19 protein-coding genes are annotated in these 24,774 nt (G+C 73.0%); 12 read left to right on the plus strand and 7 right to left on the minus strand.

Going from position 1 to position 24,774, the window contains the following annotated elements:
• Positions 1-132: 132 nt before the first annotated feature.
• The 4 genes from KV205_RS14635 (at position 133) to glgB (ending at position 8,231) form a co-directional block, all read left to right on the plus strand.
• Positions 133-2,127 carry an alpha-1,4-glucan--maltose-1-phosphate maltosyltransferase gene (locus KV205_RS14635; RefSeq protein ID WP_265864760.1) on the plus strand — a complete coding sequence of 665 codons (1,995 nt, stop codon included), beginning with the start codon at positions 133-135 and terminating at the stop codon, positions 2,125-2,127.
• Positions 2,124-3,818, plus strand: coding sequence for a maltose alpha-D-glucosyltransferase (gene treS, locus KV205_RS14640; RefSeq protein WP_265864761.1), 1,695 nt, complete (start codon positions 2,124-2,126; stop codon positions 3,816-3,818). The genes KV205_RS14635 and treS overlap by 4 nt, the downstream gene beginning before the upstream one ends.
• 212 nt (positions 3,819-4,030) lie before the next feature.
• The gene (locus KV205_RS14645) at positions 4,031-5,380 is read left to right on the plus strand and encodes a maltokinase (RefSeq protein WP_265864762.1); all 1,350 of its coding nucleotides are present in this window, start codon (positions 4,031-4,033) and stop codon (positions 5,378-5,380) included.
• A 559-nt stretch (positions 5,381-5,939) separates the two neighbouring features.
• On the plus strand, positions 5,940-8,231 hold the full coding sequence (gene glgB / locus KV205_RS14650; RefSeq protein ID WP_265864763.1) for a 1,4-alpha-glucan branching enzyme: 2,292 nt from the start codon (positions 5,940-5,942) through the stop codon (positions 8,229-8,231).
• On the opposite strand, the gene KV205_RS14655 is transcribed toward glgB, so the two are convergent.
• Positions 8,232-10,472, minus strand: a complete 2,241-nt coding sequence (locus KV205_RS14655; RefSeq protein WP_265864764.1) for a UvrD-helicase domain-containing protein — start codon at positions 10,470-10,472, stop codon at positions 8,232-8,234. It abuts the gene before it with no gap.
• Positions 10,473-10,822: 350 nt separating this feature from the next.
• Here KV205_RS14655 and thrS point away from each other — a divergent pair, with 350 nt between their 5' ends.
• Positions 10,823-12,085, plus strand: a complete 1,263-nt coding sequence (gene thrS, locus KV205_RS14660) for a threonine--tRNA ligase (protein ID WP_265864765.1) — start codon at positions 10,823-10,825, stop codon at positions 12,083-12,085.
• Here the strand turns inward: thrS and KV205_RS14665 are convergent.
• Genes KV205_RS14665 through KV205_RS14675 form a run of 3 tightly spaced genes read right to left on the minus strand, consistent with a single transcriptional unit; the run spans position 12,082 to position 14,207 of the window.
• Positions 12,082-13,038, minus strand: coding sequence for a nucleotidyl transferase AbiEii/AbiGii toxin family protein (locus tag KV205_RS14665; RefSeq protein ID WP_265864766.1), 957 nt, complete (start codon positions 13,036-13,038; stop codon positions 12,082-12,084). The two genes, thrS and KV205_RS14665, sit on opposite strands and share 4 nt — an antisense overlap.
• Complete coding sequence (locus KV205_RS14670) at positions 13,035-13,625, minus strand: hypothetical protein (protein ID WP_265864767.1); 591 nt, start codon at positions 13,623-13,625, stop codon at positions 13,035-13,037. Before KV205_RS14670 ends, KV205_RS14665 begins: the two co-directional genes overlap by 4 nt.
• 54 nt (positions 13,626-13,679) lie before the next feature.
• Positions 13,680-14,207 carry an Lrp/AsnC family transcriptional regulator gene (locus tag KV205_RS14675; protein WP_265864768.1) on the minus strand — a complete coding sequence of 176 codons (528 nt, stop codon included), beginning with the start codon at positions 14,205-14,207 and terminating at the stop codon, positions 13,680-13,682.
• Positions 14,208-14,246: 39 nt separating this feature from the next.
• Between KV205_RS14675 and KV205_RS14680 the strand changes: the two genes are divergently transcribed.
• From KV205_RS14680 to KV205_RS14690, 3 genes are all read left to right on the plus strand, one after another.
• Complete coding sequence (locus tag KV205_RS14680) at positions 14,247-15,182, plus strand: NAD-dependent epimerase/dehydratase family protein (RefSeq protein WP_265864769.1); 936 nt, start codon at positions 14,247-14,249, stop codon at positions 15,180-15,182.
• On the plus strand, positions 15,182-16,084 hold the full coding sequence (locus tag KV205_RS14685; RefSeq protein WP_265864770.1) for an aldo/keto reductase: 903 nt from the start codon (positions 15,182-15,184) through the stop codon (positions 16,082-16,084). Before KV205_RS14680 ends, KV205_RS14685 begins: the two co-directional genes overlap by 1 nt.
• Before the next feature lie 87 nt (positions 16,085-16,171).
• Entirely contained in the window at positions 16,172-16,756 is a 585-nt protein-coding gene (locus KV205_RS14690) for an SUKH-4 family immunity protein (protein WP_265864771.1), read from the plus strand.
• A 151-nt stretch (positions 16,757-16,907) separates the two neighbouring features.
• On the opposite strand, the gene KV205_RS14695 is transcribed toward KV205_RS14690, so the two are convergent.
• The gene (locus tag KV205_RS14695; protein WP_265864772.1) at positions 16,908-18,260 is read right to left on the minus strand and encodes a cation:dicarboxylate symporter family transporter; all 1,353 of its coding nucleotides are present in this window, start codon (positions 18,258-18,260) and stop codon (positions 16,908-16,910) included.
• A gap of 185 nt (positions 18,261-18,445) precedes the next feature.
• Between KV205_RS14695 and KV205_RS14700 the strand changes: the two genes are divergently transcribed.
• From KV205_RS14700 to KV205_RS14715, 4 genes are all read left to right on the plus strand, one after another.
• A complete protein-coding gene (locus KV205_RS14700) occupies positions 18,446-20,119 on the plus strand; it encodes an ATP-binding protein (protein ID WP_265864773.1) in 1,674 nt (557 codons plus the stop codon).
• A complete protein-coding gene (locus KV205_RS14705; protein ID WP_265864774.1) occupies positions 20,116-20,808 on the plus strand; it encodes a response regulator in 693 nt (230 codons plus the stop codon). The genes KV205_RS14700 and KV205_RS14705 overlap by 4 nt, the downstream gene beginning before the upstream one ends.
• Positions 20,809-21,066: 258 nt before the next feature.
• Positions 21,067-21,681: a helix-turn-helix domain-containing protein gene (locus KV205_RS14710; protein ID WP_265864823.1), complete on the plus strand. Its 615-nt coding sequence runs from the start codon at positions 21,067-21,069 to the stop codon at positions 21,679-21,681.
• 4 nt (positions 21,682-21,685) lie between these two features.
• Positions 21,686-22,438, plus strand: coding sequence for a tyrosine-protein phosphatase (locus tag KV205_RS14715; protein ID WP_265864775.1), 753 nt, complete (start codon positions 21,686-21,688; stop codon positions 22,436-22,438).
• Here the strand turns inward: KV205_RS14715 and KV205_RS14720 are convergent.
• Both KV205_RS14720 and KV205_RS14725 read right to left on the minus strand, forming a co-directional pair.
• Positions 22,435-23,472 (minus strand): RICIN domain-containing protein, encoded by a 1,038-nt coding sequence (locus tag KV205_RS14720; RefSeq protein WP_265864776.1) that lies wholly within the window; start codon positions 23,470-23,472, stop codon positions 22,435-22,437. The genes KV205_RS14715 and KV205_RS14720 overlap by 4 nt on opposite strands.
• A gap of 168 nt (positions 23,473-23,640) precedes the next feature.
• Positions 23,641-24,666 (minus strand): ATP-dependent 6-phosphofructokinase, encoded by a 1,026-nt coding sequence (locus KV205_RS14725; protein WP_265864777.1) that lies wholly within the window; start codon positions 24,664-24,666, stop codon positions 23,641-23,643.
• Between the last annotated feature and the right edge of the window lie 108 nt (positions 24,667-24,774).

A 24,774-nucleotide genomic window follows, 5' to 3' on the forward strand; every position in this document is an offset into this window, starting at 1 on the left:
CCGAGACCCGCCATCCGAGTGAACGCGCACGGGAGTGGCCATGCCCTCAACTCCCCGGCCGTCGACGGAGCTAGAAAGAGCGCACACCACCCGCACCCTCGCGAACCGTCAGGTGATGCCGTGAACCCGCTCATGGGACGCATTCCCGTCCTGGACGTCAGCCCTCTGGTCGATTGCGGCCGCCGCCCCGCGAAGGCGGTGGTGGGCGAGACCTTCGAGGTCACGGCCACCGTCTTCCGCGAGGGGCACGACGCCGTCGCCGCCAATGTCGTGCTGCGCGGCCCGTCCGGGCGGCCCGGGCCCTGGACCCCGATGCGGGAGCTGGCGCCGGGCACCGACCGGTGGGGCGCCGAGGTCACCCCGGACGCCGAGGGCCTGTGGACGTACACCGTCGAGGCGTGGAGCGATCCGCTCGCGACCTGGCGGCACACCGCGCGGATCAAGATCCCGGCCGGGATCGACTCCGAGCTGGTCCTCGCCGAGGGCGCGGAGCTGCACGAGCGGGCCGCGAAGGGCGTGCCGAAGAAGGGCGGCGGCCGGGAGGCGGTGCTCGCGGTCGCGGACACCCTGCGCGACGAGTCCCGGCCGGCGGCGGTGCGCCTCGCGGCGGCGCTCGCGCCCCGGGTGGTGGAGTCCCTGGACCGGCATCCGCTGCGCGAACTGGTCTCCCAGTCCCCCGCGTTGCCGCTCCGTGTCGAGCGGGAGCGGGCCCTTTTCGGCTCGTGGTACGAGTTCTTCCCGCGCTCCGAGGGGGTGCGCACGGTCCGCGGGCGGACGAAACCGGGCACCTTCCGCACCGCCGCGGAGCGGCTTCCGGCCATCGCCGCGATGGGCTTCGACGTGGTGTACCTGCCGCCGATCCACCCGATCGGCGTGACCCATCGCAAGGGCCCGAACAACTCGCTGTCGGCGAGCCCGGAGGACGTGGGCGTGCCGTGGGCGATCGGCTCGCCGGAGGGCGGGCACGACGCGGTCCATCCGGACCTGGGCACGATCGAGGACTTCGACGCGTTCGTGGCGCGGGCGCGCGAGCTGCGGCTCGAGATCGCGCTGGACTTCGCGCTGCAGTGTTCGCCGGACCATCCGTGGGTGGAGAAGCACCCGGAGTGGTTCAGGCGCCGGCCCGACGGCTCGATCGCGTACGCGGAGAACCCGCCGAAGAAGTACCAGGACATCTATCCGATCGACTTCGACGGCGCCGGCGACGACATGGCCGGGATCGTCGCGGAGACGGTGCGGGTGCTGCGGCACTGGATGGACCACGGGGTGCGGATCTTCCGGGTGGACAACCCGCACACCAAGCCGGTGGTGTTCTGGGAGCGGGTGATCGGCGAGATCAACGGCCAGGACCCGGATGTCATCTTCCTGGCGGAGGCGTTCACGCGCCCCGCGATGATGCGCACGCTCGGCGCGGTCGGCTTCCAGCAGTCGTACACGTACTTCACGTGGCGCAACACCAAGGCGGAGCTGACCGAGTACCTGACGGAGCTGTCCGGGGACGCGGCCGCGCACATGCGCCCGAACCTCTTCGTGAACACCCCGGACATCCTGCACGCCTATCTGCAGCACGGCGGCCGGCCGGCCTTCGAGACGCGGGCGGTGCTCGCCGCGACCCTCTCCCCGACCTGGGGCATGTACGCGGGCTACGAGCTGTGCGAGGGCACGCCGCTGCGCGAGGGCTGCGAGGAGTACCTGGACTCGGAGAAGTACCAACTGCGGCCGCGCGACTGGGAGTCGGCGGAGCGCTCGGGCGCCTCGATCGCCCCGCTGATCACCAGCCTGAACCGGATCAGGCGCCGCAACCCGGCGCTGCGGCGGCTGCGGAACCTGACCTTCCACGCGACGGACAACGACGCCGTCATCGCGTACGCCAAGCGTTCGGGTCCGAACACCGTTCTGGTGGTCGCCAACCTCGACCCCCACCACACCCAGGAGGCCACGGTCTCGTTGAACATGCCGGAACTCGGCCTCGCCTGGCACGAGACCGTGCCGGTGCGCGACGAGCTCACCGGCGAGACCTATCACTGGGGCAGGGCCAACTACGTGCGTCTGGAACCGGGTGTCACGCCCGCGCACGTGCTCGTCCTGCGACCGTCCCCGCAGACCGGAGGGTCACCCACATCATGACAGTCAACGAACCCGTCCCCGACACCTTCGAGGACACCCCCGCCAGGGACCGCGATCCCGACTGGTTCAAGCGGGCGGTCTTCTACGAGGTCCTGGTCCGCTCCTTCCAGGACAGCAACGGCGACGGAGTCGGCGACCTGAAGGGCATCACGTCGCGTCTCGACTATCTGCAGTGGCTGGGGGTGGACTGCCTCTGGCTGCCCCCGTTCTTCAAGTCGCCGCTGCGCGACGGCGGCTACGACGTCGCCGACTACACCTCGGTGCTCCCGGAGTTCGGCGATCTCGCCGACTTCGTGGAGTTCGTGGACGCGGCGCACGCCCGCGGGATGCGCGTGATCATCGACTTCGTGATGAACCACACGAGCGACGCGCACCCGTGGTTCCAGGAGTCGCGCAGCGACCCGGACGGCCCCTACGGGGACTACTACGTCTGGGCGGACGACGACAAGCAGTACCCGGACGCCCGGATCATCTTCGTGGACACGGAGACGTCCAACTGGACCTTCGACCCGGTCCGCAAGCAGTACTACTGGCACCGCTTCTTCTCCCACCAGCCGGACCTCAACTACGAGAACCCGCGGGTCCAGGAGGAGATCCTGTCCGCGCTGCGCTTCTGGCTCGACCTGGGCATCGACGGCTTCCGGCTCGACGCGGTGCCGTACCTCTACCAGGAGGAGGGCACCAACTGCGAGAACCTGCCCGCCACCCACGCCTTCCTCCGGGCGGTCCGCAAGGAGATCGACGAGCACTACCCGGACCGGGTGCTGCTCGCCGAGGCCAACCAGTGGCCGGAGGACGTGGTCGACTACTTCGGCGACTTCCGCTCCGGCGGCGACGAGTGCCACATGGCGTTCCACTTCCCGGTCATGCCGCGGATCTTCATGGCGGTACGGCGCGAGTCGCGCACCCCGGTCTCCGAGATCCTGGCGAAGACCCCGGCGATCCCGTCCGGCTGCCAGTGGGGCATCTTCCTGCGCAACCACGACGAGCTGACCCTCGAGATGGTCACGGACGAAGAGCGCGACTACATGTACGCCGAGTACGCCAAGGACCCGCGGATGCGGGCCAACATCGGCATCCGGCGGCGGCTCGCCCCGCTGCTCGACAACGACCGCAAGCAGATGGAGCTGTTCACCGCGCTGCTGTTCTCGCTGCCGGGCTCGCCGGTGCTCTACTACGGCGACGAGATCGGCATGGGCGACAACATCTGGCTGGGCGACCGGGACGGGGTGCGTACCCCGATGCAGTGGACGCCGGACCGCAACGCGGGCTTCTCGTCCTGCGATCCGGGCCGGCTCTACCTCCCGGCCATCATGGACCCGGTGCACGGCTACCAGGTGACCAATGTGGAGGCGGGGATGGCCTCGCCGTCCTCGTTGCTGCACTGGACGAAGCGGATGATCGAGATCCGTAAGCAGAACCGTGCCTTCGGGCTCGGCTCGTACACGGAACTGCCGTCGACGAACCCGGCGGTGCTCGCCTTCCTCCGTGAGAGCGGCGACGACCTCGTCCTCTGCGTGAACAACTTCTCCCGCTTCGCGCAGCCGACCGAGCTCGACCTGCGCCGCTTCGACGGCGTGAAGCCGGTGGAGCTGATCGGCGGGGTGGAGTTCCCGGCGATCGGGCAGTGGCCGTATCTGCTGACCCTCGCGGGGCACGGGTTCTACTGGTTCCGCCTCAAGCGATCCTGAAGTACCGTCATTTCAGTTCTGTCCCGTGTGAGGCGGTTTCCACCGCCTCATACCGGGAGGGTCCGTACGGGCCTTCTTGCCGGACCCGTACGGATCTTCCCCCTCCGACACGTCCCGCACAGCCGGACAGCCGAAGCCGCCATCCGGGACAATCTGCGCATTTGAACGCATACGAACCCACCGTGCGCACCCCGGGGAAAGGACGCGATGCCATGCCGGAGACCGCATCCACCACCCGGGCCCCGGACGCCCTCCTTCCGTCACTCACGCCCCTGCTGCACACCTGGCTGCCCCGGCAGCGCTGGTTCGCCGGCAAGGGCCGCCGGGTCACCGGATTCGCTCTGGACGCGGCCACCGAGCTGCTGCCGCTGGACGGCACCGGACCCGGTCTCCTCCATCTGCTCGTACGGGTCGAGCAACCCGGCCGGCCGGCCGGAACGCCCGCCGACTGCTACCAATTGCTCCTCGGGGTGCGGCCCCAGCTGCCGCCGCGCCTCGCCCCCGCCCTGATCGGGCGGATCCGCCAGGGCCCGCTGGCGGGCCGGGCCGTCTACGAGGGGCTGCGCGACCCGCGGCTCGCCGGACTGCTCTACGAACGGCTGCGCGCGCCGGGCCGGATCGGCCCGCTGCGCTTCCACACCACCGCCCCGCTGCCGCCCGCGCTCGCCCCGCGGGTGCTCGACGCCGAGCAGTCCAACTCGTCGCTGGTCTACGGGGATTCGTTCATCCTGAAGATCTTCCGGCGGGTCAGCCCGGGCGCCAACCCGGACCTGGAGCTGCCGCTCGCCCTCGCGCGGGCGGGCTGCGCGCGGGTGCCGGAGCCGGTCGCCTGGTTCGAGACCGAGCACGCCACCCTGGGTGTCCTTCAGCCCTTCCTGCGCGAGTCGCGGGACGGCTGGCGGCTCGCCCTCGACGCGCTCGCCGACGGGCGGGAGTTCACCACGGAGGCGCGCGCGCTCGGCCGGGCCACCGCCGAGGTGCACCTCGCCCTGGCGACCGCCCTGCCCACCGAGCGCCTCCGGCGCGACCGGGCGGCGCACCTGGCCGCCGCGATGGACGCCCGGCTGCACGCCGCCGCGCAGGCGGTGCCGGCGCTCCTGCCGTACGTCCCCGGGCTGCGGGCCGTGTTCGCCGCCGCCGGCGACGCGGGCGGCGCCGGACCGCTCCAGCGCATCCACGGCGACCTGCACCTCGGCCAGACGCTGCGCGGCTCGGACGGCGCGTGGGCGGTGATCGACTTCGAGGGCGAGCCCGCCAAGCCGCTCGACGAGCGCCGCAGCCCGCAGCCCCCGGTCCGCGACATCGCCGGCATGCTCCGCTCCTTCGACTACGCGGCCCGCACCCACCGCCCCTGGAACGCCGACTGGGCGGCCCGCTGCCGCGCCGCCTACTGCACGGGCTACGCGGAGGCCTCCGGCACCGACCCCCGCGCCCACCCCGCCCTCCTCCGCGCCTACGAGACCGACAAAGCCGTCTACGAGGTCGTCTACGAGGCCCGCCACCGCCCGGACTGGCTCCCGGTCCCGATGGCGGCGATCGAACGCCTGGCGGGAGGAACGTGACGTCGCCGGCCCGCCGCCCTACAGGCCGGTGCCCACCCGCGCGGGGCGGCGCGGGCCTGCCCCGTTCGTTGTGGGCTCGCCCCGCAGGGGCGGGTCCCACCCCGTGTGGGCGGCTCGCCGCTCCGTTGTGGGCATTCACCCCGCAGGGGCGGGTCCCACCCGCACGGGCGTCGCGTCGCCGTTTCCCGTTGTGGGCATTCGTCCCGCAGGGCGGGACGGGTGGGCACACGGGACGGCGCCCATGCGGGCGCGCTCCGCACCCGGGCCTACCCGCACCACCAGCGCGACGCCCCCGTGGTGCGGGCACAGGCCCGGAAGCCCAGGCCCGGCAAGGGGCGCCGCCCGCTGTGCCCACCCTCCCCCTAGGGCTTCGCCCTGGGGGGACCCCCAGCCCCTGCGGGACGTATGCCCACAACGAACGGGGCACGGGGCGCAGCCCAGACCGCCCGTTCGGCCGAGTGTCCGGTGCGCGATCCGCGGCGTTGCGCTTGCGTGGAAGCGCCCGGGCGCGCCCGCCCGTACACGACTCACTCCCACACCCACTTCAGGAGGCCTCCCCGTGACCGCCCGATCCGCAGGCAGGACAGCCCGCAAGCCGAAGACGCCCGCTCCCCGGGCGGAGGCCAAGCCGGACCTGGCCGTCGTACGCGCGGCGCCCCCGCTCCACCCCGAGGACCGGGCCCGGCTGATCGCCGGGGAGCATCACGATCCGCACGGGCTGCTCGGGGCGCACCCCGTGAAGGGCGGGGTGGTGATCCGGGCGCTGCGGCCGTGGGCGAAGGAGGTGGCGGCGGTGCTGCCGAAGGGGCGCCGGGTCGCGCTCCACGCGGACGGCGACGGTCTGTTCTCGGTCCTGGTCCCGCGGCTCCGCAAGGTGCCGGAGTACGAGCTCCGCGTCCGCTACACCGACGCCGCCGCCGACGAGCTCGCGCTCCACGACCCGTACCGCTTCCTGCCCGCCCTCGGCGACCTCGACCTGCACCTGATCGGCGAGGGCCGGCACGAGGAGCTGTGGACGGCGCTCGGCGCCCGCGTCATGACCCACCAGGGCGTGACCGGCACCCGGTTCACCGTCTGGGCGCCCAACGCCCGCGGGGTCCGGGTGACCGGCGACTGGACGTACTGGGACGGCAGCGCGCTGCCGATGCGCTCGCTCGGCTCGTCCGGCGTGTGGGAGCTGTTCGTGCCGGGCGTCGGCGAGGGCGCGGCGTACAAGTTCGACATCACCCGCCCCGACGGCAGCCACACCCTGCGCGCCGACCCGATGGCCCGCCGCACCGAGTGCCCGCCGAACACCGCCTCGATCGTGACCGCCGACCACCATGCGTGGCAGGACGAGGAGTGGATGGCGCGGCGCGGCTCCCGCCCGCACCACGAGGCGCCGATCTCCGTCTACGAGCTGCATCTCCCCTCCTGGCGCCCGGGCCTGACGTACCGTCAGCTCGCCGAGCAGCTCCCCGCCTACGTCCGCGATCTCGGCTTCACGCACGTGGAGTTCATGGCGGTCGCCGAGCACCCCTTCCACGGCTCGTGGGGCTACCAGGTCACCGGTTTCTACGCGCCGACCGCCCGCATGGGCACCCCCGACGACTTCCGCCACCTCGTCGACGCGCTGCACCAGGCCGGCATCGGGGTCCTGATGGACTGGGTGCCGGCGCACTTCCCGCGCGACGACTGGGCCCTGGCCGAGTTCGACGGGCGCCCGCTGTACGAGCACGAGGACCCGCGCCGCTCGGCGCACCCCGACTGGGGCACCCTGGAGTTCGACTACGGGCGCACCGAGGTGCGCAACTTCCTGGTCGCCAACGCGGTGTACTGGTGCGAGCAGTTCCACCTCGACGGGCTGCGCGTGGACGCGGTCGCCTCGATGCTCTACCTCGACTACTCGCGCGAGGGCGGCGACTGGCTGCCGAACGAGTTCGGCGGGCGGGAGAACCTGGACGCGGTGGCCTTCCTCCAGGAGATGAACGCCACCGTCTACAAGCGCTGCCCGGGCATCATCACCTTCGCCGAGGAGTCCACGGCCTGGGACGGGGTGACCCGGCCGACCGACCAGGTCGGCCCGGGCGGCTTCGGCGGGCTCGGCTTCGGCATGAAGTGGAACATGGGCTGGATGCACGACTCGCTCGGCTACATCGGCAAGGAGCCGGTGCACCGCAAGTACCACCACCACGAGATGACCTTCTCGATGGTGTACGCGTACAGCGAGAACTACATCCTGCCGATCTCCCACGACGAGGTCGTGCACGGCAAGCGCAGCCTGGTGTCGAAGATGCCCGGCGACTGGTGGCAGCGGCGCGCCAACCACCGGGCCTATCTGGGCTTCATGTGGTCCCACCCGGGCAAGCAACTCCTCTTCATGGGCCAGGAGTTCGCCCAGGGCGCGGAGTGGTCGGCGGAGCACGGGCCCGAGTGGTGGCTGATGGACGAGACGTACGCCTCGGCCGGCGACCACCGCGGCGTACGGGACCTGGTGCGCGACCTGAACACGGTGTACACGGCGACGCCCTCGCTGTGGGAGCGGGACACCTCTCCCGAGGGCTTCCAGTGGATCGTCGGCGACGCCGCGGAGGACAACGTCTTCGCCTTCCTCCGCTTCGACGCGATCGGCTCCCCGCTGCTCGCGGTCGCCAACTTCTCCCCCGTGGTCCGGCACGACTACCGCCTCGGCGTGCCGGACACCTTCGCCGCCTGGGCGGAGGTCCTGAACACGGACGCGGCGCGCTACGGCGGCGGCGACGTGGTGGGCACCGACCCGGTGAAGACGGAGTCGGTGCCGTGGCACGGGCGGGCGGCGAGCGTCCGGATGACGCTGCCGCCGCTCGCGACGGTCTGGCTCAGGCCTGCCTGATCAGCCCGCCCGCCTGATCACGCCCATCCGCTGGGTGGCCCGGGTCAGCGCCACGTACAGGTCGTTGATGCCGTGCGGAGCGGCGGATCGGATGGCCTCGGGGTCGACGACGAGCACCGTGTCGAACTCGAGGCCCTTCGCCTGGCGCGGGTCGAGCAGCACGACCGGGCGCGTCAGATCGGGCTTCGGCCCGTACGCGGCGTCGGGCAGGGCGGCGATCAGGTCGGGGTGGAGGGCGGCCGGGGCGATGACGGCGAGCCGGCCCTCGGGCCGGAGCTCCGCCGCGACCGCGTCGGCGGTCTCCTTCACCGGGTCCTCGACCGTACGGTCCCAGGGCGCGACGCCCGTGGAGCGCACCGAGCGCGGCGGCTCGAAGCCCGGGTCGGCGGCGCGCCGGACCTCGGCGGCGACCTCCATGATCTCGGCCGGGGTGCGGTAGTTGACGCCGAGCCGGACGAGCTCCCAGCGGTCCTCCACGTACGGCGCGAGGATCTCCTGCCAGGAGCCGACGCCGGCCGGGTCGCCGGTCTGCGCCGGGTCGCCGACCAGGGTCATGGAGCGGGTGGGGCTGCGCCGCATGAGCAGCCGCCACAGCATCGCGGACAGCTCCTGCGCCTCGTCGACGATGATGTGGCCGAAGGCCCAGGTGCGGTCGGCGGCGGCGCGTTCGGCGGCGCTGCGGTGGTCGGCCTCCTCGTGGCGCTCGGCGAAGCGTTCGGCGTCGATGATGTCGTGCGCGGACAGCACCTCGGAGGCGTCGGCGTCGAGTTCGGTCTTGTCCTCGAACTCGTACGTGCGGGAGGCGAAGGAGACGTCGAGGACGCCCTGCGCGTAGGCGATCTGCTTCTGCCGTTCGGCCTCCTCGGCGGCGCGGGCGGCGGAGTCGTCCTCGCCGAGGAGTTCGGCGGCCTCGTCGAGGAGGGGGACGTCGGCCGGCGTCCACGGGCCGCCGTCCCGGCGGATCGCGTCGAGGTCGGCCTCGTCGTCCAGGTGGGTGGGCTCGGCGAGGTAGTCGGCGAGGAAGGTCTCGGGGGTGAGGGCCGGCCACAGGGTGTCGAGGGCGGCGTGCACCTCGGGGTTGGCGGCGACGCCCTTGGCGAGCAGGGCGCGGTCGTCGGGGCCGAGGAAGTTGGGGCCGCCGTAGGGGTCGGCGCCGATGCGGTCGGCGAGCTGTTCGGCGAGCGCGTCGAGGATCGCGAAGACGAAGTAGGGGCGGGCCAGGTTGTGCGGCAGGAAGGTCTCGCGGGCCTTGTGCCGGGCTTCGAGGGCCATGTCCCAGTCGACGATCAGGTCGCCGTCCTCGTGCGGGACGACCAGCGGCGCGCCGCGCTCGGGGACCTGCTGGCGGTCGCGTACGGCCTGCGCCAGGGCCTCGGCCATCCGGGCGGAGCCCTTGACGGCGGCGGCGCGCGGGGTGTCCGTACCGGTGGCGTGGACGCCGGGGTAGAGCTCGCCGGGGGTGGCGAGCAGGACGCCGGTCTCACCGAGGGAGGGCAGGACATTGCCGATGTAGCCGAGGAAGGCGGGGTTGGGGCCGACGATGAGGACGGCGCGCTTGGCGAGCTGCTCGCGGTGGGCGTAGAGGAGGTACGCGGCGCGGTGCAGGGCGACGGCGGTCTTGCCGGTGCCGGGGCCGCCCTCGACGACGAGGACGCCGCGGTGCGGGGAGCGGATGATGGCGTCCTGCTCGGCCTGGATGGTCTGCACGATGTCGTGCATGCGGCCGGTGCGGGCGGCGTCGAGCGCGGCGAGCAGGACCTCGTCGGCGTCGCGGTTCTCGTGCCCGGTGCGGGTCGCGTCCCGCAGGTCGAGCACCTCGTCGTGGAGGGACACCACGTCGCGGCCGTGGGTGGTGATGTGGCGGCGACGCCGGAGGCCCATCGGCTCGTAGCCGGTGGCCAGGTAGAAGGGCCGGGCGACGTCGGCGCGCCAGTCGACGACGAGGGGGGTGCGGTTCGGGTCGTCCTCGCGGATCCCGATCCGCCCGATGTGGTGGTCGCGCCCGTCCCGGAACACGAGCCGCCCGAAGCACAGCCCGCTCTCCCCCGCGTTCAGCGCGGTGAGCAGCCCGGACTGCTCGGCCACCAGCACGTCCCGCTCCAGACGCGCCTGCGCGCTGCCCTCGCCGGGCGTGGCGAGCGCCCGGGCGACGCCGGCCTCGGCCTGGTCCCTCAGGTCGTCGAGTCGTGCGTAGAGCTCGGTGATGAATTTCTGCTCGTTCCGAAATTCTTCGGTTGACAATTCGACTCCCGGCGCGATACAGTGCGTTTAGTGAATCCGCCCGTGTGCTTGCTGTGCGCGGACACGGAATCCATGAATATACGTGAGACGCACCCCTGACTGCAATTCTAAGTCCGGGGATTTTTTGTGCCCTGAGAACCCCGAGAGCCGCGAAAATCCCGCGCGCGGGACGGCGGGCCCCTGCTAGCGTCTGCCGTATGAAGCAGCGTGCCGCGTTCCAGACGACGACGCCGGAGAGTGTCCCGGCGCGCTGACAGCTGAGTTTGTCCGAAGCCCCGGGGCGAGTGCCCCGGGGCTTCGTCGTCGTCGCGTCCGGGTGCTCGCTCCCCCGTGAAGAACGAGGAGTGACCATGAGCATCGACCAGGGTGCCGAAAAGGGAGTCGAGAAGGGTGTCGACCACCGCAGGCTGGGGCGCGAGCTTGAGCTGTTCGACACCGATCCGCTGATCGGGGCCGGGCTGCCGTACTGGCTGCCGGACGGGGCCGTCGTGCGGCACGCGCTTGAGGAGTACGTACGGGAGGCCGAGCGGCGGGCCGGGTACCGGCATGTGTACTCACCCGTGCTCGGCAAGCGCGAGCTGTACGAGATCTCCGGGCACTGGGCGCACTACCAGGACGACATGTTCCCGCCCATGGACGTCGGCGGGGAGCAGTTCGTGCTGCGGCCCAGCCTCTGCCCGCACCACGCCGTGATGTTCCGCTCCCGCGCGCACAGCTACCGGGAACTACCCCTGCGGATGGCCGAGTTGGGCGGCATGTTCCGGTCCGAGATGTCCGGCGTGCTCGGCGGGCTGACCCGGGTGCGGGCCATCGGGCTCAACGACGCGCATGTCTTCTGCACCCTCGACCAGGTCGCCGAGGAGGCCGCCGCCGCGCTGCGCCTGATCCGCGAGGCGTACGCCGCCATGGGCATCGAGGCGGCCCGCTACCGGCTCTCGCTCGCCGGGCCGGGCGGCAAGTACGTGGACGCGCCCGAGAAGTGGGCGCGTGCCACCGCGCTCCTCCGCGAGGTCCTGGTCGCCTCCGGGCTCCGCTACGAGGAGGCCGAGGGAGAGGCCGCCTTCTACGGGCCGAAGATCGACGTGCAGGTCGCCGACCCGGCCGGCCGCGAGTCCACCCTCTCCACCGTCCAGATCGACTTCCACCAGCCCGAGCAGTTCGACCTCCACTACATCGGCGCCGACGGCGCCAAGCACCGCCCCGTGATGGTCCACCGTTCCGTCGTCGGCAGCGTCGAACGCGCCGTCGCGCATCTCGTCGAGCACCACGCCGGCGCCTTCCCCGCCTGGCTCGCCCCGGTCCAGCTCGCCGTCCTGCCGGTCTCCGACGATGAGTACGAGGCCGCCGCCGCACTCGCCGACCGCTGCGCCGAACTCGGCCTGCGCGCCGAGGTCGTGGGCCCGCACCACGGCACCCTCGGCGCCCGCGTCCGCTCGGCCCGCCTCGTCCCGTACCAGCTCGTCATCGGCTCGAAGGAGGCCGCCGACGGCCTGGCGTCGGTACGGCTCCGGGACGGGCGCCGCCTCGACCCGCTGCCGGCGGCCGAACTCGTCGAACGGGTACGGGGGTTGGTGGCCGCGCACGCGGTGGATCTGTGGGACGAGCCCGCCTAGAGGAGCGGGGCCACGGCCGCGAGGAGGCGCGCGCCGAGCTCACGGCGCGCCTCCTCGGTGTCGGCGTGCGGGTCGGCGAAGCCGTCCCAGTCGACCTTGCCGAGCGCGGACTCGAACATCGCCGGGGTCAGCGACTCGTTCGCGTACCCCGGCCACTCGTCCGCGTCCCGCAGCAGCCGCTCCACGAGCGCGAGCGGCGGCGGGCAGCTCTCGGCCAGGAGCACCGCGTCGTACAGGTCCTTGCCCTGCGGGTACATGTCGCTGAGCAGCCACATGAGCTTCCAGGCGAGGGAGAGTTCGCGGCCCGCGGCCGTCACGCGCACGCCCGCGACCTCGGCCGGCTCGGCCGGCAGCGGAAGGGGCTCGTTGAAGACGAAGTCGAGCTGGACCTGACCGCCGGGCAGGCCCGGCGCCGTCCAGGGGATCACCAGACGGTGGCCGGGCACCCGCTCGTACGTCCAGATCTCCTCCGTCACGGCCCCGGCGGCGGAGAACTCGACCTCGGCCCCGACCGTACGGGCGTGCCGCTCGGCCGCCTCGGCGATGCCGTCGAGCATCGCGCGGGTGCGCGGCTCCTCGATGCGCCAGGTGTCGGGGACCACGACGAAGTCGATGTCCTTGGGCGCGCGGGCGGCCTCGCCGAACCAGGCCGACATCAGCATGCTGCCGCGCAGCACCAGGGAGTCCGCCCACGGCGAGCCGGCGACGGCCGCGAGGACCAGGCCGAGGGCGGAGCGGCGGGCGTCTTGCCAGCGGGCGCGGAGCTCCGGGTCCGCGACCACGGTGTCCGTGGGGGCGAAGGCCTGGTCGAACTGCTTGAGGGCCGGGTCGAAGGCGCGGTGGCGGACCGCCGCGGCGCCGATCCCGGCGGTCAGGGTGCGGGGCACCTGGTCCCGGTATCGGACATAGTCGGAGTAGGGGTCGGAGCGGGGGTCGAAGTCGGGGTCGGTCACGGGGTCTCCTCTCGTACGGTCTCGTCCAGCCAGCCCTCGTCGAGCGACAGGTCACTGTCGGACAGGACGAACTCCCGCTCCTCCGAGAGGAGTTCGTACCCGGCTCCGACCAGCGCGGCCCGCAGCGCGTCGCACGCCCGGCCCGCCGCGTCGGCGGGTCCCGGGTGCCGCTGGGTCACGAAACGCTCGTGCCGGCCGCCCGGGCCGGGCAGCACCCGGCGGGCGTTCCACGAGACATGGGCGCCGTGCGGCACGACGAGGGCTTCGAGCGCGGCCCGGTCGTGGCCGGCGGGGAGCGCCAGCTTGAGGTGGTGCTCGAAGTAGCCGCCGCCCGGGCCCGCGACTTCCGCGCTCCACGGCACCGTCTCCACCTTGACCCGCACCGGCTCGAAACCGGCCGCGCGCAGCCCCGCCACGAGCGCCGGGTGGCCGGTGCGGTCGGGCAGGGTCAGCATCGGCTGGACCGGGGTGCGGCCGCGCGCCAGGACGATGGTGGTCAGCTTCAGGCCCCGGTCGGCCGCCCATGCGGCGAGCCGGTCCCGCTGGTCCTCGGTGCGGCAACGGACCGTCACATGCGTCTCGTACACCCGGGCGATTGTGTCAGCCGGAAAGGCCCCCGCTCACCCCCATTTCCCACCCGGTCAGGCCGGTTCCCCGGCCGGGAGCAGCGGCTTTCGCTCCACCGGGGAGGTGAGGACGATGGAGGTGGTGGTGCGGCCGAGGGCGGAGGTCAGTTCCAGGACCTCCTCCAGGTGCACGGTGTCGGTGACGGCGACCTTGAGGATCCAGCAGTCCTCGCCGACCACGTGGTGCGCCTCGCGGATCTCGGGACGGGCGAGGAGTTCGAGGGTGCGGGGGTGCTTGAGGGTGTAGCCGCCGTGCGGGTTGACCCGGACGAAGGCCTGGATGCCGTAGCCGAGGCGGGCGGGGGCGACCTGCGCGCCGTAACCGGTGATCGCGCCGCAGGCCTCAAGGCGGCGGACCCGCTCGGTGACGGCGGCGGGGCTGAGCCGGACCCGGCGGCCGAGCTCGCTCAGTTTGATGCGTCCGTCGCTCTGCAGCAGGTCCAGGATCCGGCGGTCCACGGCGTCGAAAGCGGCCGCCGTCGTTTCAACGGCGGCGAGCCGCGGCGACCGTGGTTCCTTCGGCGGGACGGCCCGGACTCCCATGTTTCCCCCTTCAGTCGGCGAGGCCACAACGTAACACTGGTGGACAGGGAGATCTTGGTCATCGGCGGTACCCGCTATTTCGGAAAGCGGCTGATCACGCGCCTGCTCGACGCCGGACATCGCGTCTCGGTCCTCAACCGTGGTTCCTCCCCGGCGCCGGAAGGGGTGACGGAACTGCGCGCCGACCGCAATGACGAAAGGGCGCTGGAAAGCGTCCTCGCGGGGCGGACCTTCGACGTCGTCGTCGACCAGGTCTGCTACACCCCGCGCCAGGCCGCCATCGCCACCCGCGTCTTCGCGGGACGCACCCGGCGGTATGTGATGACGTCTACGGTCGAGGTGTACGAGTACGAGGACTCGGCGGTCCCGGTCGCCGAGGGCGCCGTCGACCCGGCGACCGTCGCGGTCGACCTCGGCCTGCCGTGGGAGGAGCCGGAATTCCTGGACGCGCACTACGGGGAGGGGAAGCGGCAGGCGGAGGCGGTGTTCGCGGCCGGCGCGGAGTTCCCGTGGGCGTCGGTGCGGGTCGCGCACGTGCTGGGCGGCGCGGACGACTTCACCGGGCGGCTCGCGCACTACGCGGAGCGCATCCGGGCGGGCGAGCCGATCGCCGTACCGCCGGTGAACCGTCCCGCGACCTATGTGTACGTGGAGGAGATCGCGGCCTTCCTGGCGTGGGCCGCGACGGAGACGGAATTCACCGGGCCGGTGAACGCGCACTCCCACGGGCCGCTGACGACGGCGGAGATCTGCGCGGCGATCTGCGCGGCGATCGAGACGGTCCTGGGCGGGGGCCGGACCGTGTTCCGGGAGGTGGAGGTCGGGGAGGTCTCGCCGTTCTCCTTCGCCCGCTCGTACGGCATGGACAATTCCCGCGCGGAGGCGCTCGGTTTCCGCTTCTCGCATTCCTCGGAATGGCTCCACAAGGCCGTCTCCGAGACCCTTTCCGCCGCCACCGTCGTTCAGGAGGGCTGATGCCGACTCCGCACCGCACTCTCGGCGACCGCACCGTCGGCGCCGTCGGACTCGGCGCGATGCCGCTGTCCATCGAGGGGCACCCGGACGAGGCCCGGGCGATCGCCACCGTCCACGCCGCCCTGGACGCGGGCGTGACCCTGCTCGACACGGCCGACTCCTACCACCCGCCGGGCGGGGAGACCGGGGCCAACGAGCGGCTCGTGGCGCGTGCGCTGGCCGCGTACGGCGGGGACCGCGACGCCGTGCTCGTCGCCACGAAGGGCGGGCGCGGCCGGAGCGCCGACGGCGGCTGGACGGTCGACGGGCGCCCGGAGCACCTGCGGCGGGCGGCCGAGGGCTCGGCGCGGCGCCTGGGGGCGGACGCGATCGGGCTGTACCAGCTGCACAAGCCGGACCCGGCGGTGCCGTACGCCGAATCGCTGGGCGCGGTACGGGAGTTGCTTGACGCGGGCACGGTCCGGCTCGCCGGAGTCTCGAACGTGGACCGGGAGCAGATCCTGCTGGCCCGGGAGATCCTGGGCGACCGGCTCGTGTCGGTGCAGAACCGGTACTCCCCCGCCGTCCGGGACAGCGAGCCCGAGCTGCGGCTCTGCGCCGAGCTGGGGCTCGCCTTCCTGCCGTGGAGTCCGCTGGGCGGCATCTCGCGCAGCTCGCTCGACGGGTCCTCGGTCCTGGCGGAGGCGGACCCCCGGTTCGGCGCCTTCCACCGGGTGGCCCGGGCGCGGGGCGTGTCGCCGCAGCGCGTCGCGCTCGCCTGGCTGCTCGCCCGGCCCGGCGGTCACGTCCTGCCGATCCCGGGCGCGAGCCGGCCGGAGACGGCGCGGGACTCGGCGCGGGCCGCGGAACTGACCCTCACCGAGGGGGAGCTGGCCGAGCTGGACGCCGTACCGGAACAGTGATGTCAGACCCCGCCCGTACTCTTTGATCATCGGCCACGAGGGTCGTACGAACGGACCACGCATCACGCACCACCTGGGGGAGCCGCCGTGCTGAGCGACGAGATTCCGCTGACGCCGGACGCGGAGTGGCTGGAGGCGCGGCTCGGCGCGGGCTCGCTCTGGCGGCCCGACGAGGCCGCGCTGCCGGCCGAGCTGACGGACGCCGAGGCGCGCGCGTTCCTGAGCACCGTCGGGTTCCCGGCGGTCGCGCTGGAACCCGCCGGGCTCGACACCCGGGACCTGCGCGGCGAGCACAGCATGGAGCCGTTCGACGCGGACGAGCTGTACGGCGAGCGCTACCCCGACGACGACTCCCCGCCGACCAACTTCACGTTCTTCATAGCTTCCTGGGGCGACCAGAACCTGATGCTCGACGCGGACGGCGGCATCACCCACTACGACCCCAACGGCTGGGACCACGCGGCCGGCTGGAAGGGCCCGGCGGCCGACTCGCTGCCGCGGCTCGCCGTGCTGCTCGGTCTGATCGCCGAGGCGAGCGAGGCCCTGGAGGCGGAGGAGGACGACGACGCCCGGGAGGCCGCGGTGACCGCGCTGCGGGAGCGGCTGACGGGCGTCGACGTGAACGTCGGCGACTCCGAGTTCTGGGACGAGGTCTTCGAGAGCCTGCTGTAGCGGCGCCCCGGGGACGTACGGAACGCCCCCGCCGCGGGTGCGACGGGGGCGTTCCGCGTCCGGGACCCGGATCCGGCTCAAGGCCCGGGGCCCGGGGGCTCGTGGACGTGACGGCTCAGGCTCAGGCTCGGGCTCGGGCTCGGGCTCGGGCTCAGACGCCGGCGCGGGCCTTCTCCTCGCCCTCGTCGGTGCGCTGGTCCGGTACGTCGGCGGGGGCGTGGTCGTCGACGAGGGTGGTCTCGTCGAAGGGGGCGCGGCCGGCGAGGACCTCGGTGACCCGGGCCTTGTCGATCTCCTTGGTCCAGGTGCCGACCAGGACGGTGGCGACGGCGTTGCCCGCGAAGTTGGTGAGGGCGCGGGCCTCGCTCATGAAGCGGTCGATGCCGACGATCAGGCCGACGCCGTCGACGAGTTCGGGGCGGTGCGACTGGAGGCCGCCGGCCAGGGTGGCGAGTCCCGCGCCGGTGACGCCCGCCGCGCCCTTGGAGGCGATGATCATGAAGACGAGGAGGGAGATCTGCTCGCCGATCGACAGCGGGTCGCCCATCGCCTCGGCGACGAAGAGCGAGGCCATCGTCAGATAGATCGCGGTGCCGTCGAGGTTGAAGGAGTAGCCGGTCGGGACGGTGATGCCGACCACCGGCTTGGAGACGCCCAGGTGCTCCATCTTCGCGATCAGGCGGGGCAGCGCCGACTCGGAGGAGGAGGTGGACAGGATGAGCAGGAACTCGCGGCCCAGGTACTTCAGGAGCGACAGGATGTTGACGCCGGCGACCAGCCGGAGCAGCGTGCCGAGCACCACGAAGACGAAGAGCGCGCAGGTGATGTAGAAGCCGATCATGATGACGGCGAGCGACTTCAGGGCGTCGACGCCGGTGGCGCCGACGACGGCGGCCATCGCGCCGAACGCACCGACCGGCGCGGCCCACATGATCATCGCGAGGATGCGGAAGACCAGCCGCTGGATGTGCCCGATGCCGCGGAGCACCGGCTCGCCGGCGGAGCCCATCGCCTGGAGCGCGAAGCCCGCGAGGAGCGCGACGAGCAGGGTCTGCAGCACCTCGCCCTCGGTGAAGGCGGAGACGATGGTCTTGGGAATGATGCCGAGGAGGAAGTCGGCGGTGCCCTCGCTCGCGCCCGCCGCCTGCTTGGCGCCGGCCTCGGCGATGTCCTTGGTGAGGTGCAGGCTGGAGCCGGGCTCCAGGATGTTGCCGACGACCAGACCGATGCCGAGGGCGACGGTCGACATCACGAGGAAGTAGCCGAGGGCGAGGCCGCCGACCGCGCCGACCTTGGCGGCTTTGCGTACGGAACCGACGCCGAGCACGATCGTGCAGAAGATGATCGGCGAGATCATCATCTTGATCAGGTTGACGAAGCCGGTGCCGAGCGGCTTGAGCTCGACGGCGAAGTCCGGCGCCAGGAAGCCCACGGCGATGCCGAGCACGACGGCGCCGATCACGGCCAGGTACAGGTAGTGGGTGCGGTCCCGTCTTGCGGCCACGGGGTTCTCCTCGTCCTCAGGTGTCCACGTCCCGGTGGATCCCCAGGACTATCCATCAGCCCTGTGACCGGGGTCACCCTTGCGTACGTTTCGTTCATGGCCGAAGTACGTCACTCGTACGTCACTCGTACGTCACGCCGGTCCGCGGTACCGCGGTCGCGTGTGACCGGGGCACACTTGCTGACATGCGTCTCCGCCTCCCCCGCCCCCGCAGCCTGGCCGGCCAGCTCTTCGCCATGCAGGTCGTGCTGGTGGCGGCCGTCGTCGCGGGCTGCGCCGTGTTCGCATACGTGACGGACCGCGCCCAGGCGGAGGAGACCGCGCGCCGGCAGTCCACGGCGACGGCGACGGCGGTCGCGGCCTCCCCGGCCGTGGTGGCGGCGGCCCGGGCCGCGGACCGCACGGATCCGACCGCGCTGCTCCAGCCGTACGCGGAGGCCGTACGGCGCGACGCGGGCGTCAGCTATGTGGTGGTCATGGCCCCGGACGGCACCCGCTGGACCCACCCGGAGCCCGAGCAGATCGGGCGCACCTACCTCGGGCACATCGACCGGGCGGTGCGCGGCGAGACCTTCTCCGAGACCCACATGGGCGTCCTCGGCCTCTCGGTGCGCACGGTCGCGCCGGTCTTCGACGCCCGCGACCCGGCGCACCGCCGGGTGATCGCCCTGGTCAGCTCGGGCATCACCATCGAGCGGATCAGCCAGCAGGTACGGGAGCAGGTCGCCGCGCTGCTCGGGATGGCGGGCGCGGCGCTCGCGCTCGGCGGCGCCGGCACGTACGTCATCAACGCGCGCCTGCGCCGCAGCACCAAGGGCATGAACGCGACCCAGCTGAGCCGGATGCACGACTACCACGAGGCCGCGCTGCACGCGGTGCGCGAGGGTCTGGTGATGCTGGACGGGCAGCGCAGGATCGCGCTGATCAACGACGGGGCGCGGGAGCTGCTCGGGCTCTGCGGGGCCGACGTGGTGGGCCGCTCGCCGGCGGAGCTCGGGCTGCCCGCGCCGCTGACCGGGGCGCTGCTCTCGGCCGAGCCGCGGGTGGACGAGCTGCATCTGACCGACGAGCGGGTGCTCGTCCTGAGCACCCGGCCGGTGGTCGGCGGGGAGCGCCGCGGCACCGTGGTCACCCTGCGGGACCGCACCGAGCTCCAGTCGCTCTCGGGCGAGCTGGACTCGGAGCGGGGCTTCACGGAGGCGCTGCGCTCCCAGGCGCACGAGGCGGCCAACCGGCTGCACACCGTGGTCTCGCTGATCGAGCTGGGCCGGGTCGAGGAGGCGGTGGGCTTCGCCACGGCCGAACTGGAGCTGGCGCAGGCACTCACCGACCGGGTGGTGACGGCGGTCGGCGAGCCGGTGCTCGCCGCGCTGCTGCTCGGCAAGGCGGCACAGGCCAACGAGCGGGGCGTGGAGCTGGTGCTCACCGAGGACAGCCAGATCGACGACGGGCTGCTTCCGGCCTCGCTGCCCGCCCGCGATCTGGTCACCATCCTGGGCAATCTGATCGACAACGCGGTCGAGGCCGCCGGACTCCCCGAGTGCGTACGGAGCGGGCGGGTCACCGTCACCGCGCTCGCCGCGGCGGGCGAGGACGGCGGGGACGGTGAGCTGCTGCTGCGGGTCGGGGACAGCGGGCCCGGGGTGCGCCCCGAGGACCGCGCCGACGTGCTCGACCGCGGCTGGTCGACCCGCGGTCCGGGCCGGGGTCTCGGCCTGGCCCTGGTCCAGCAGGCCGTGCGCCGCGCCTCGGGCACCCTGACGATCGCCGAATCCCCGCTGGGCGGCGCGGAGTTCACCGTACGGCTGCCGCTGGGTGCGCCCGTCGTCGGCCGGATCACGGCGGAGGTGGGCGGATGAACCGGAGTGCTGGTATCCGGGTGCTCGTGGTCGAGGACGACCCCGTGGCCGCCGACGCGCACGCCCTGTACGCGGGCCGGGTGCCCGGCTTCACGGTGGTGGGCGTGGCACATTCGCGGGCCGAGGCGGTACGGATCCTCGACCGGACCCGGGTGGATCTGCTGCTGCTCGATCTGTACCTGCCGGACGGGCACGGGCTCCAGCTGCTCCGGGCGCTGCGCGCGGCCGGCCACGCGGCGGACGTGATCGCGGTGACCTCGGCGCGGGACCTGGCGATCGTGCGGGAGGGGGTGTCGCTCGGGGTCGTGCAGTACGTCCTGAAGCCCTTCGCCTTCGCGACGCTGCGGGACCGGCTCGCACGCTACGCGGAGTTCCGGGCGGCGGCCGGCGAGGCCTCCGGCCAGGACGAGGTGGACCGGGCGCTCGCGACGCTGCGCGCCCCGCAGCCGGCGGCGCTGCCCAAGGGCCTGAGCGGCCCCACCCTGGAGGCGGTGACCCGTTCGCTGCGGGCCGCGCCGGACGGGCTCACGGCGGCGGAGGCGGGCACGGCCGTGGGCATCTCGCGGATCACGGCGCGCCGCTATCTGGAACATCTGGTGACGGCGGGGCGGGCGGCGCGGGCGCCGCAGTACGGTCAGATCGGGCGGCCGGAGCTGCAGTACCGGTGGCTGGAGGCGCGCGGTCACTGACCGGGGCCACTGACCGGGGTGAGTGGCCGGGGTCAGTGGCCGGGATCAGTGACCGCTGTCGCCGACCGCGCCACCGGCCCGTGATCACGGAGAGTTGATCAGGTGGTTACTCATCGGTTCCCACGTTCCCACAAGCGAAAGCGTTGGGTGAACGCACCGTAGCCAGCAGTCACCCCCCGCCCCTACCGTGGCCGGGTGCACCATCCCTCACCACCCTTCAACGCCCTCGCCGCGCGCCGACTGCGCGAGGGCCTCGGCATGGCCCCCGGACACGTCGCCTACGGGCTCCGCGCCCAGTACGGCCTGTTCGTCACCCCCGAGACCGTCATCGCCTGGGAGCGCGGCCGCGCCGCGCCCACCGCGCAGGAGCTCACCGCCCTCGCCGGCGTGCTGTGGTGCTCCCCGGCCGAGCTCCTGATGGCCGCCACCACCCTGCGCGAGCACCGGATCGCCCGCGGCCTCGCGCCCGAGGACCTGGCCCGGCAGGTGGGGCTCGACCCCGCCGCGTATCTGCGCATGGAGGAGACCGGCGGCTGGCGCGGCAACGAACGGCAGACCGCCGCCCTCGCCGAGGTCCTCGGCCTCGGCCCGCGCGCGCTGCTGACCGCGACCGGCGGCGACGCGAAGCTGTCCGACCTGCTGCGGGACGCGGCGACGACGCGCTGGCAGGCGTACGTGAAACCGGTCGGCAAACTGTTGCCGCTGCCGCGGCGGGCGGTCGAGCAGGCGCTGCAGCGGCTGCACACCGACTACCACGCGCGGATGGCGGCGACGAGCAGCTGGGGCGCGTCGGGTGCGACGGGCGACGAGGGCCGGGCGTACCTGGACGAGATCATGGACCATTTCTGGGAGACGGTCGCGCCTCTAGGGTGACCGTGTGAGACGACACATAACGTTCGAACGGCTCCACAACTTCCGTGACCTGGGCGGCTATCCGACCGCCGACGGAGGGAGCGTGCGGTGGGCGACCCTCTACCGTTCCGACTCCCTCGGCAAGCTCGCCGGCCCCGACGCGCGCGCCTCCGATCTGGAGCGCTTCCGGGAGCTGGGCATCGAGGCCGTGATCGACCTGCGCTACCCGTCGGAGATCGCGCGACGCGGCCGCCATCCCGAGAGCGAGCCGCAGACCTGGCACAACCTGAGCATCGAGCACCGCCCCTACGACCAGGTCGACCGCGCCCCGGACCCCGACCCCTGGCGCTTCCTCGCCGACCGCTTCGCCGAGGTCGCCCTCGACGGCGCCGCCGAGATCCGCCGCGCCCTGGAGATCATCGCCACCACCGAGGGCCCCCTGGTCTTCCACTGCGCCGCCGGCAAGGACCGCACGGGCCTCCTCGCCGCCCTCGTCCTCGCCCTCCTCGACGTCCCCGACGAGCACGTCGTGTCGGACTTCGCCCTCACCGAACTCGCCACCGCCCGGTTCGTCGCCGACTGGAAGTCCGCCCACCCCGACGGCCGACTCCGCTGGAACGGCTTCGGCCGCGCCCCCGCCGTCGTCATGCACCTGTTCCTCGCGGACCTGCGCGCGGAGTACGGCTCGGTGCGGGAGTACGCCACGGGCCACGTGGGCCTGGACCCGGAGGTGATCGGGGCGCTGCGGGAACGGCTGGTGGAACGGGCGGCGGGCTAGACGGCCGGTCCCTGCTTCGCCTGCTCGAACGCGAACAGTTGCCCCTTCGCGTCCGCCCTGCACGGCGCCTGCGTCAGCGGGGCGCCCTCGCCTCCGGGGGCGTCGGTCACCGTGATGCAGGTGTCGGGGGTGGCGGAGTCGGCCGGGGCTATGCGGTAGCCGGTCCCGTGAGGGGTCAGGGTGAAGGATTCGATACGGGTGGGGTCGCCGCACTCGGAGTCTTCGAGGGCGGCGTCGGGTATCCGGCCGCCGGAGGGGAGGCCGGAGCAGCCGGGGCCGTAGTCGGGGTGGGCGGTGACGAGGCGCCAGTGGGCGTCGGCGAGACGTTTCAGCGAGTAGCGGGGCACGCCGGCGTCCGCGCAGGCGAGCTGGCGGACCTGGCCGGAGCGGTCGCCACGCCGTTCGCCGAGGCAGAGGCCGGAGTCCACCGCGCGGATCGTCACCGGACCCTCGGGCGGGCCGCCGCCGTGCGCCGGGGTGCCGTCGCGGACCAGGGCGACCACGCTGACGGCGGCCAGGACCAGACCGGCCACCCCGATCACGCCCACCAGACCGAGGCGTCGCCGCCCGCCCGGGCCCGGCTCCAGCTCCGACTCCCGCTCCGGCTCCGACTCCGACTCCAGCTCCGGGCCCAGATCCGCCTCGGGACCCGCCTCCCGGCCCTCCTCCGGCTCGGCGCCGCCCGGCCAGACCGGGGCCTCGGCCCCCGGGGCCTCGGCCCGGGCCTCCTCCTCGCCCGCCTCCCCGGCCCCCACCGCCAGCTCTCTCCGTACCGCCTCCCACTCCGCCGCCTCCTCGGCCCCCGCGCCGCAGGCCCGTACGAACACCGCGAGCAGTTCCTCCCTGGGCAGGGTGGCCCGCGACAGCATGTTGGCGACGGTCGAGCGCGGCAGGACCTCGCCGAGGGCGGTGGCGCGGGCCGAGAGTTCGCGGTAGGTGAGGCCGGAGCGGGTCTTGAGGCGGCGGAGGTGGGCGACGAAGTCGGCGGGGGTGCGGGCCGACCGGGGGTCGGGGGCCTGGGCGCCCGTGGTCATGCGTGCCGCTCCCTCGCGTCGGGTCCGGGCCGGACGGGGGTTGGGACATGTCCGGGACGGGCCCAAGCCTTGTTGATCGCGGCGCCGGGCTCAAGCATGGATTCGGCCCCGATCCTCCACACGGGGGGGAGGATCGGGGCCGGGACGGTCCAAGCGTTGGGCGACCGGTCAGAAGACCGACTCGGCCTCCCGCATCCGGTCCTCGGGCACCGTCTTCAGCTGCGTGACCGCCTCCGCGAGCGGCACCATCTCGACGTTCGTGCCGCGCAGCGCCGTCATCTTGCCGAACTCCCCGCTGTGCACGGCCTCCACCGCGTGCCAGCCGAAGCGGGTCGCGAGCACCCGGTCGTACGCCGTCGGCGTGCCGCCGCGCTGGACGTGGCCGAGGATGACGGGCCGGGCCTCCTTGCCGAGGCGGCGCTCCAGCTCGTACGCGAGGGCCGTGCCGATGCCCTGGAAGCGCTCGTGGCCGAACTGGTCGATCTCGCCCTTGCCGTAGTCCATCGTGCCCTCGGCGGGGTGCGCGCCCTCGGCGACGCAGATGACGGCGAACTTCTTGCCGCGGGCGAAGCGTTCCTCGACCATCTTGACCAGGTCGGCCGGGTCGAAGGGCCGCTCGGGCAGGCAGATGCCGTGGGCGCCGCCGGCCATGCCGGACTCCAGGGCGATCCAGCCGGCGTGCCGGCCCATCACCTCGACGACCATGACGCGCTGGTGGGACTCGGCGGTGGTCTTGAGCCGGTCCATCGCCTCGGTGGCGACGCCGACGGCGGTGTCGAAGCCGAAGGTCCGGTCGGTGGAGGAGATGTCGTTGTCGATGGTCTTCGGCACGCCGACGACCGGGACGCCGGCCTCGGACAGCATCCGGGCGGCGGTGAGGGTGCCCTCGCCGCCGATCGGGACGAGCGCGTCGAAGCCGCTCTTCTCGATGAGCTCCTTGGCGTTGGCGCAGGCCGCGGCGAAGCGGGCGCGCTCCAGGCGGGAGGAGCCGAGGATGGTGCCGCCGCGGGCGAGGATGCCGCTGACGGCGTTGAGGTCGAGAGTGCGGTAGCGGCCGTCGAGCAGGCCCGCGTAGCCGTCCTCGAAGCCGATGACCTCGTCGCCGTAATGCGTCACGGCCCGGTGCACGACGGACCGGATCACCGCGTTCAGACCGGGGCAGTCGCCGCCCGCTGTCAGTACTCCGATGCGCATCGTGCTGTCTCTCCTGCTCGGTAGTGGTACGGGTGAGCCGTTGTCGATTCTCACACGGTCGGCGGTGCGAAGGCGCTCGCTGCTGCTCCGCGCACCCGCCGCGGCCGG

Origin of the sequence: Streptomyces sp. SKN60 (assembly GCF_026236535.1) — a bacterium.
Classification (GTDB): domain Bacteria; phylum Actinomycetota; class Actinomycetes; order Streptomycetales; family Streptomycetaceae; genus Streptomyces.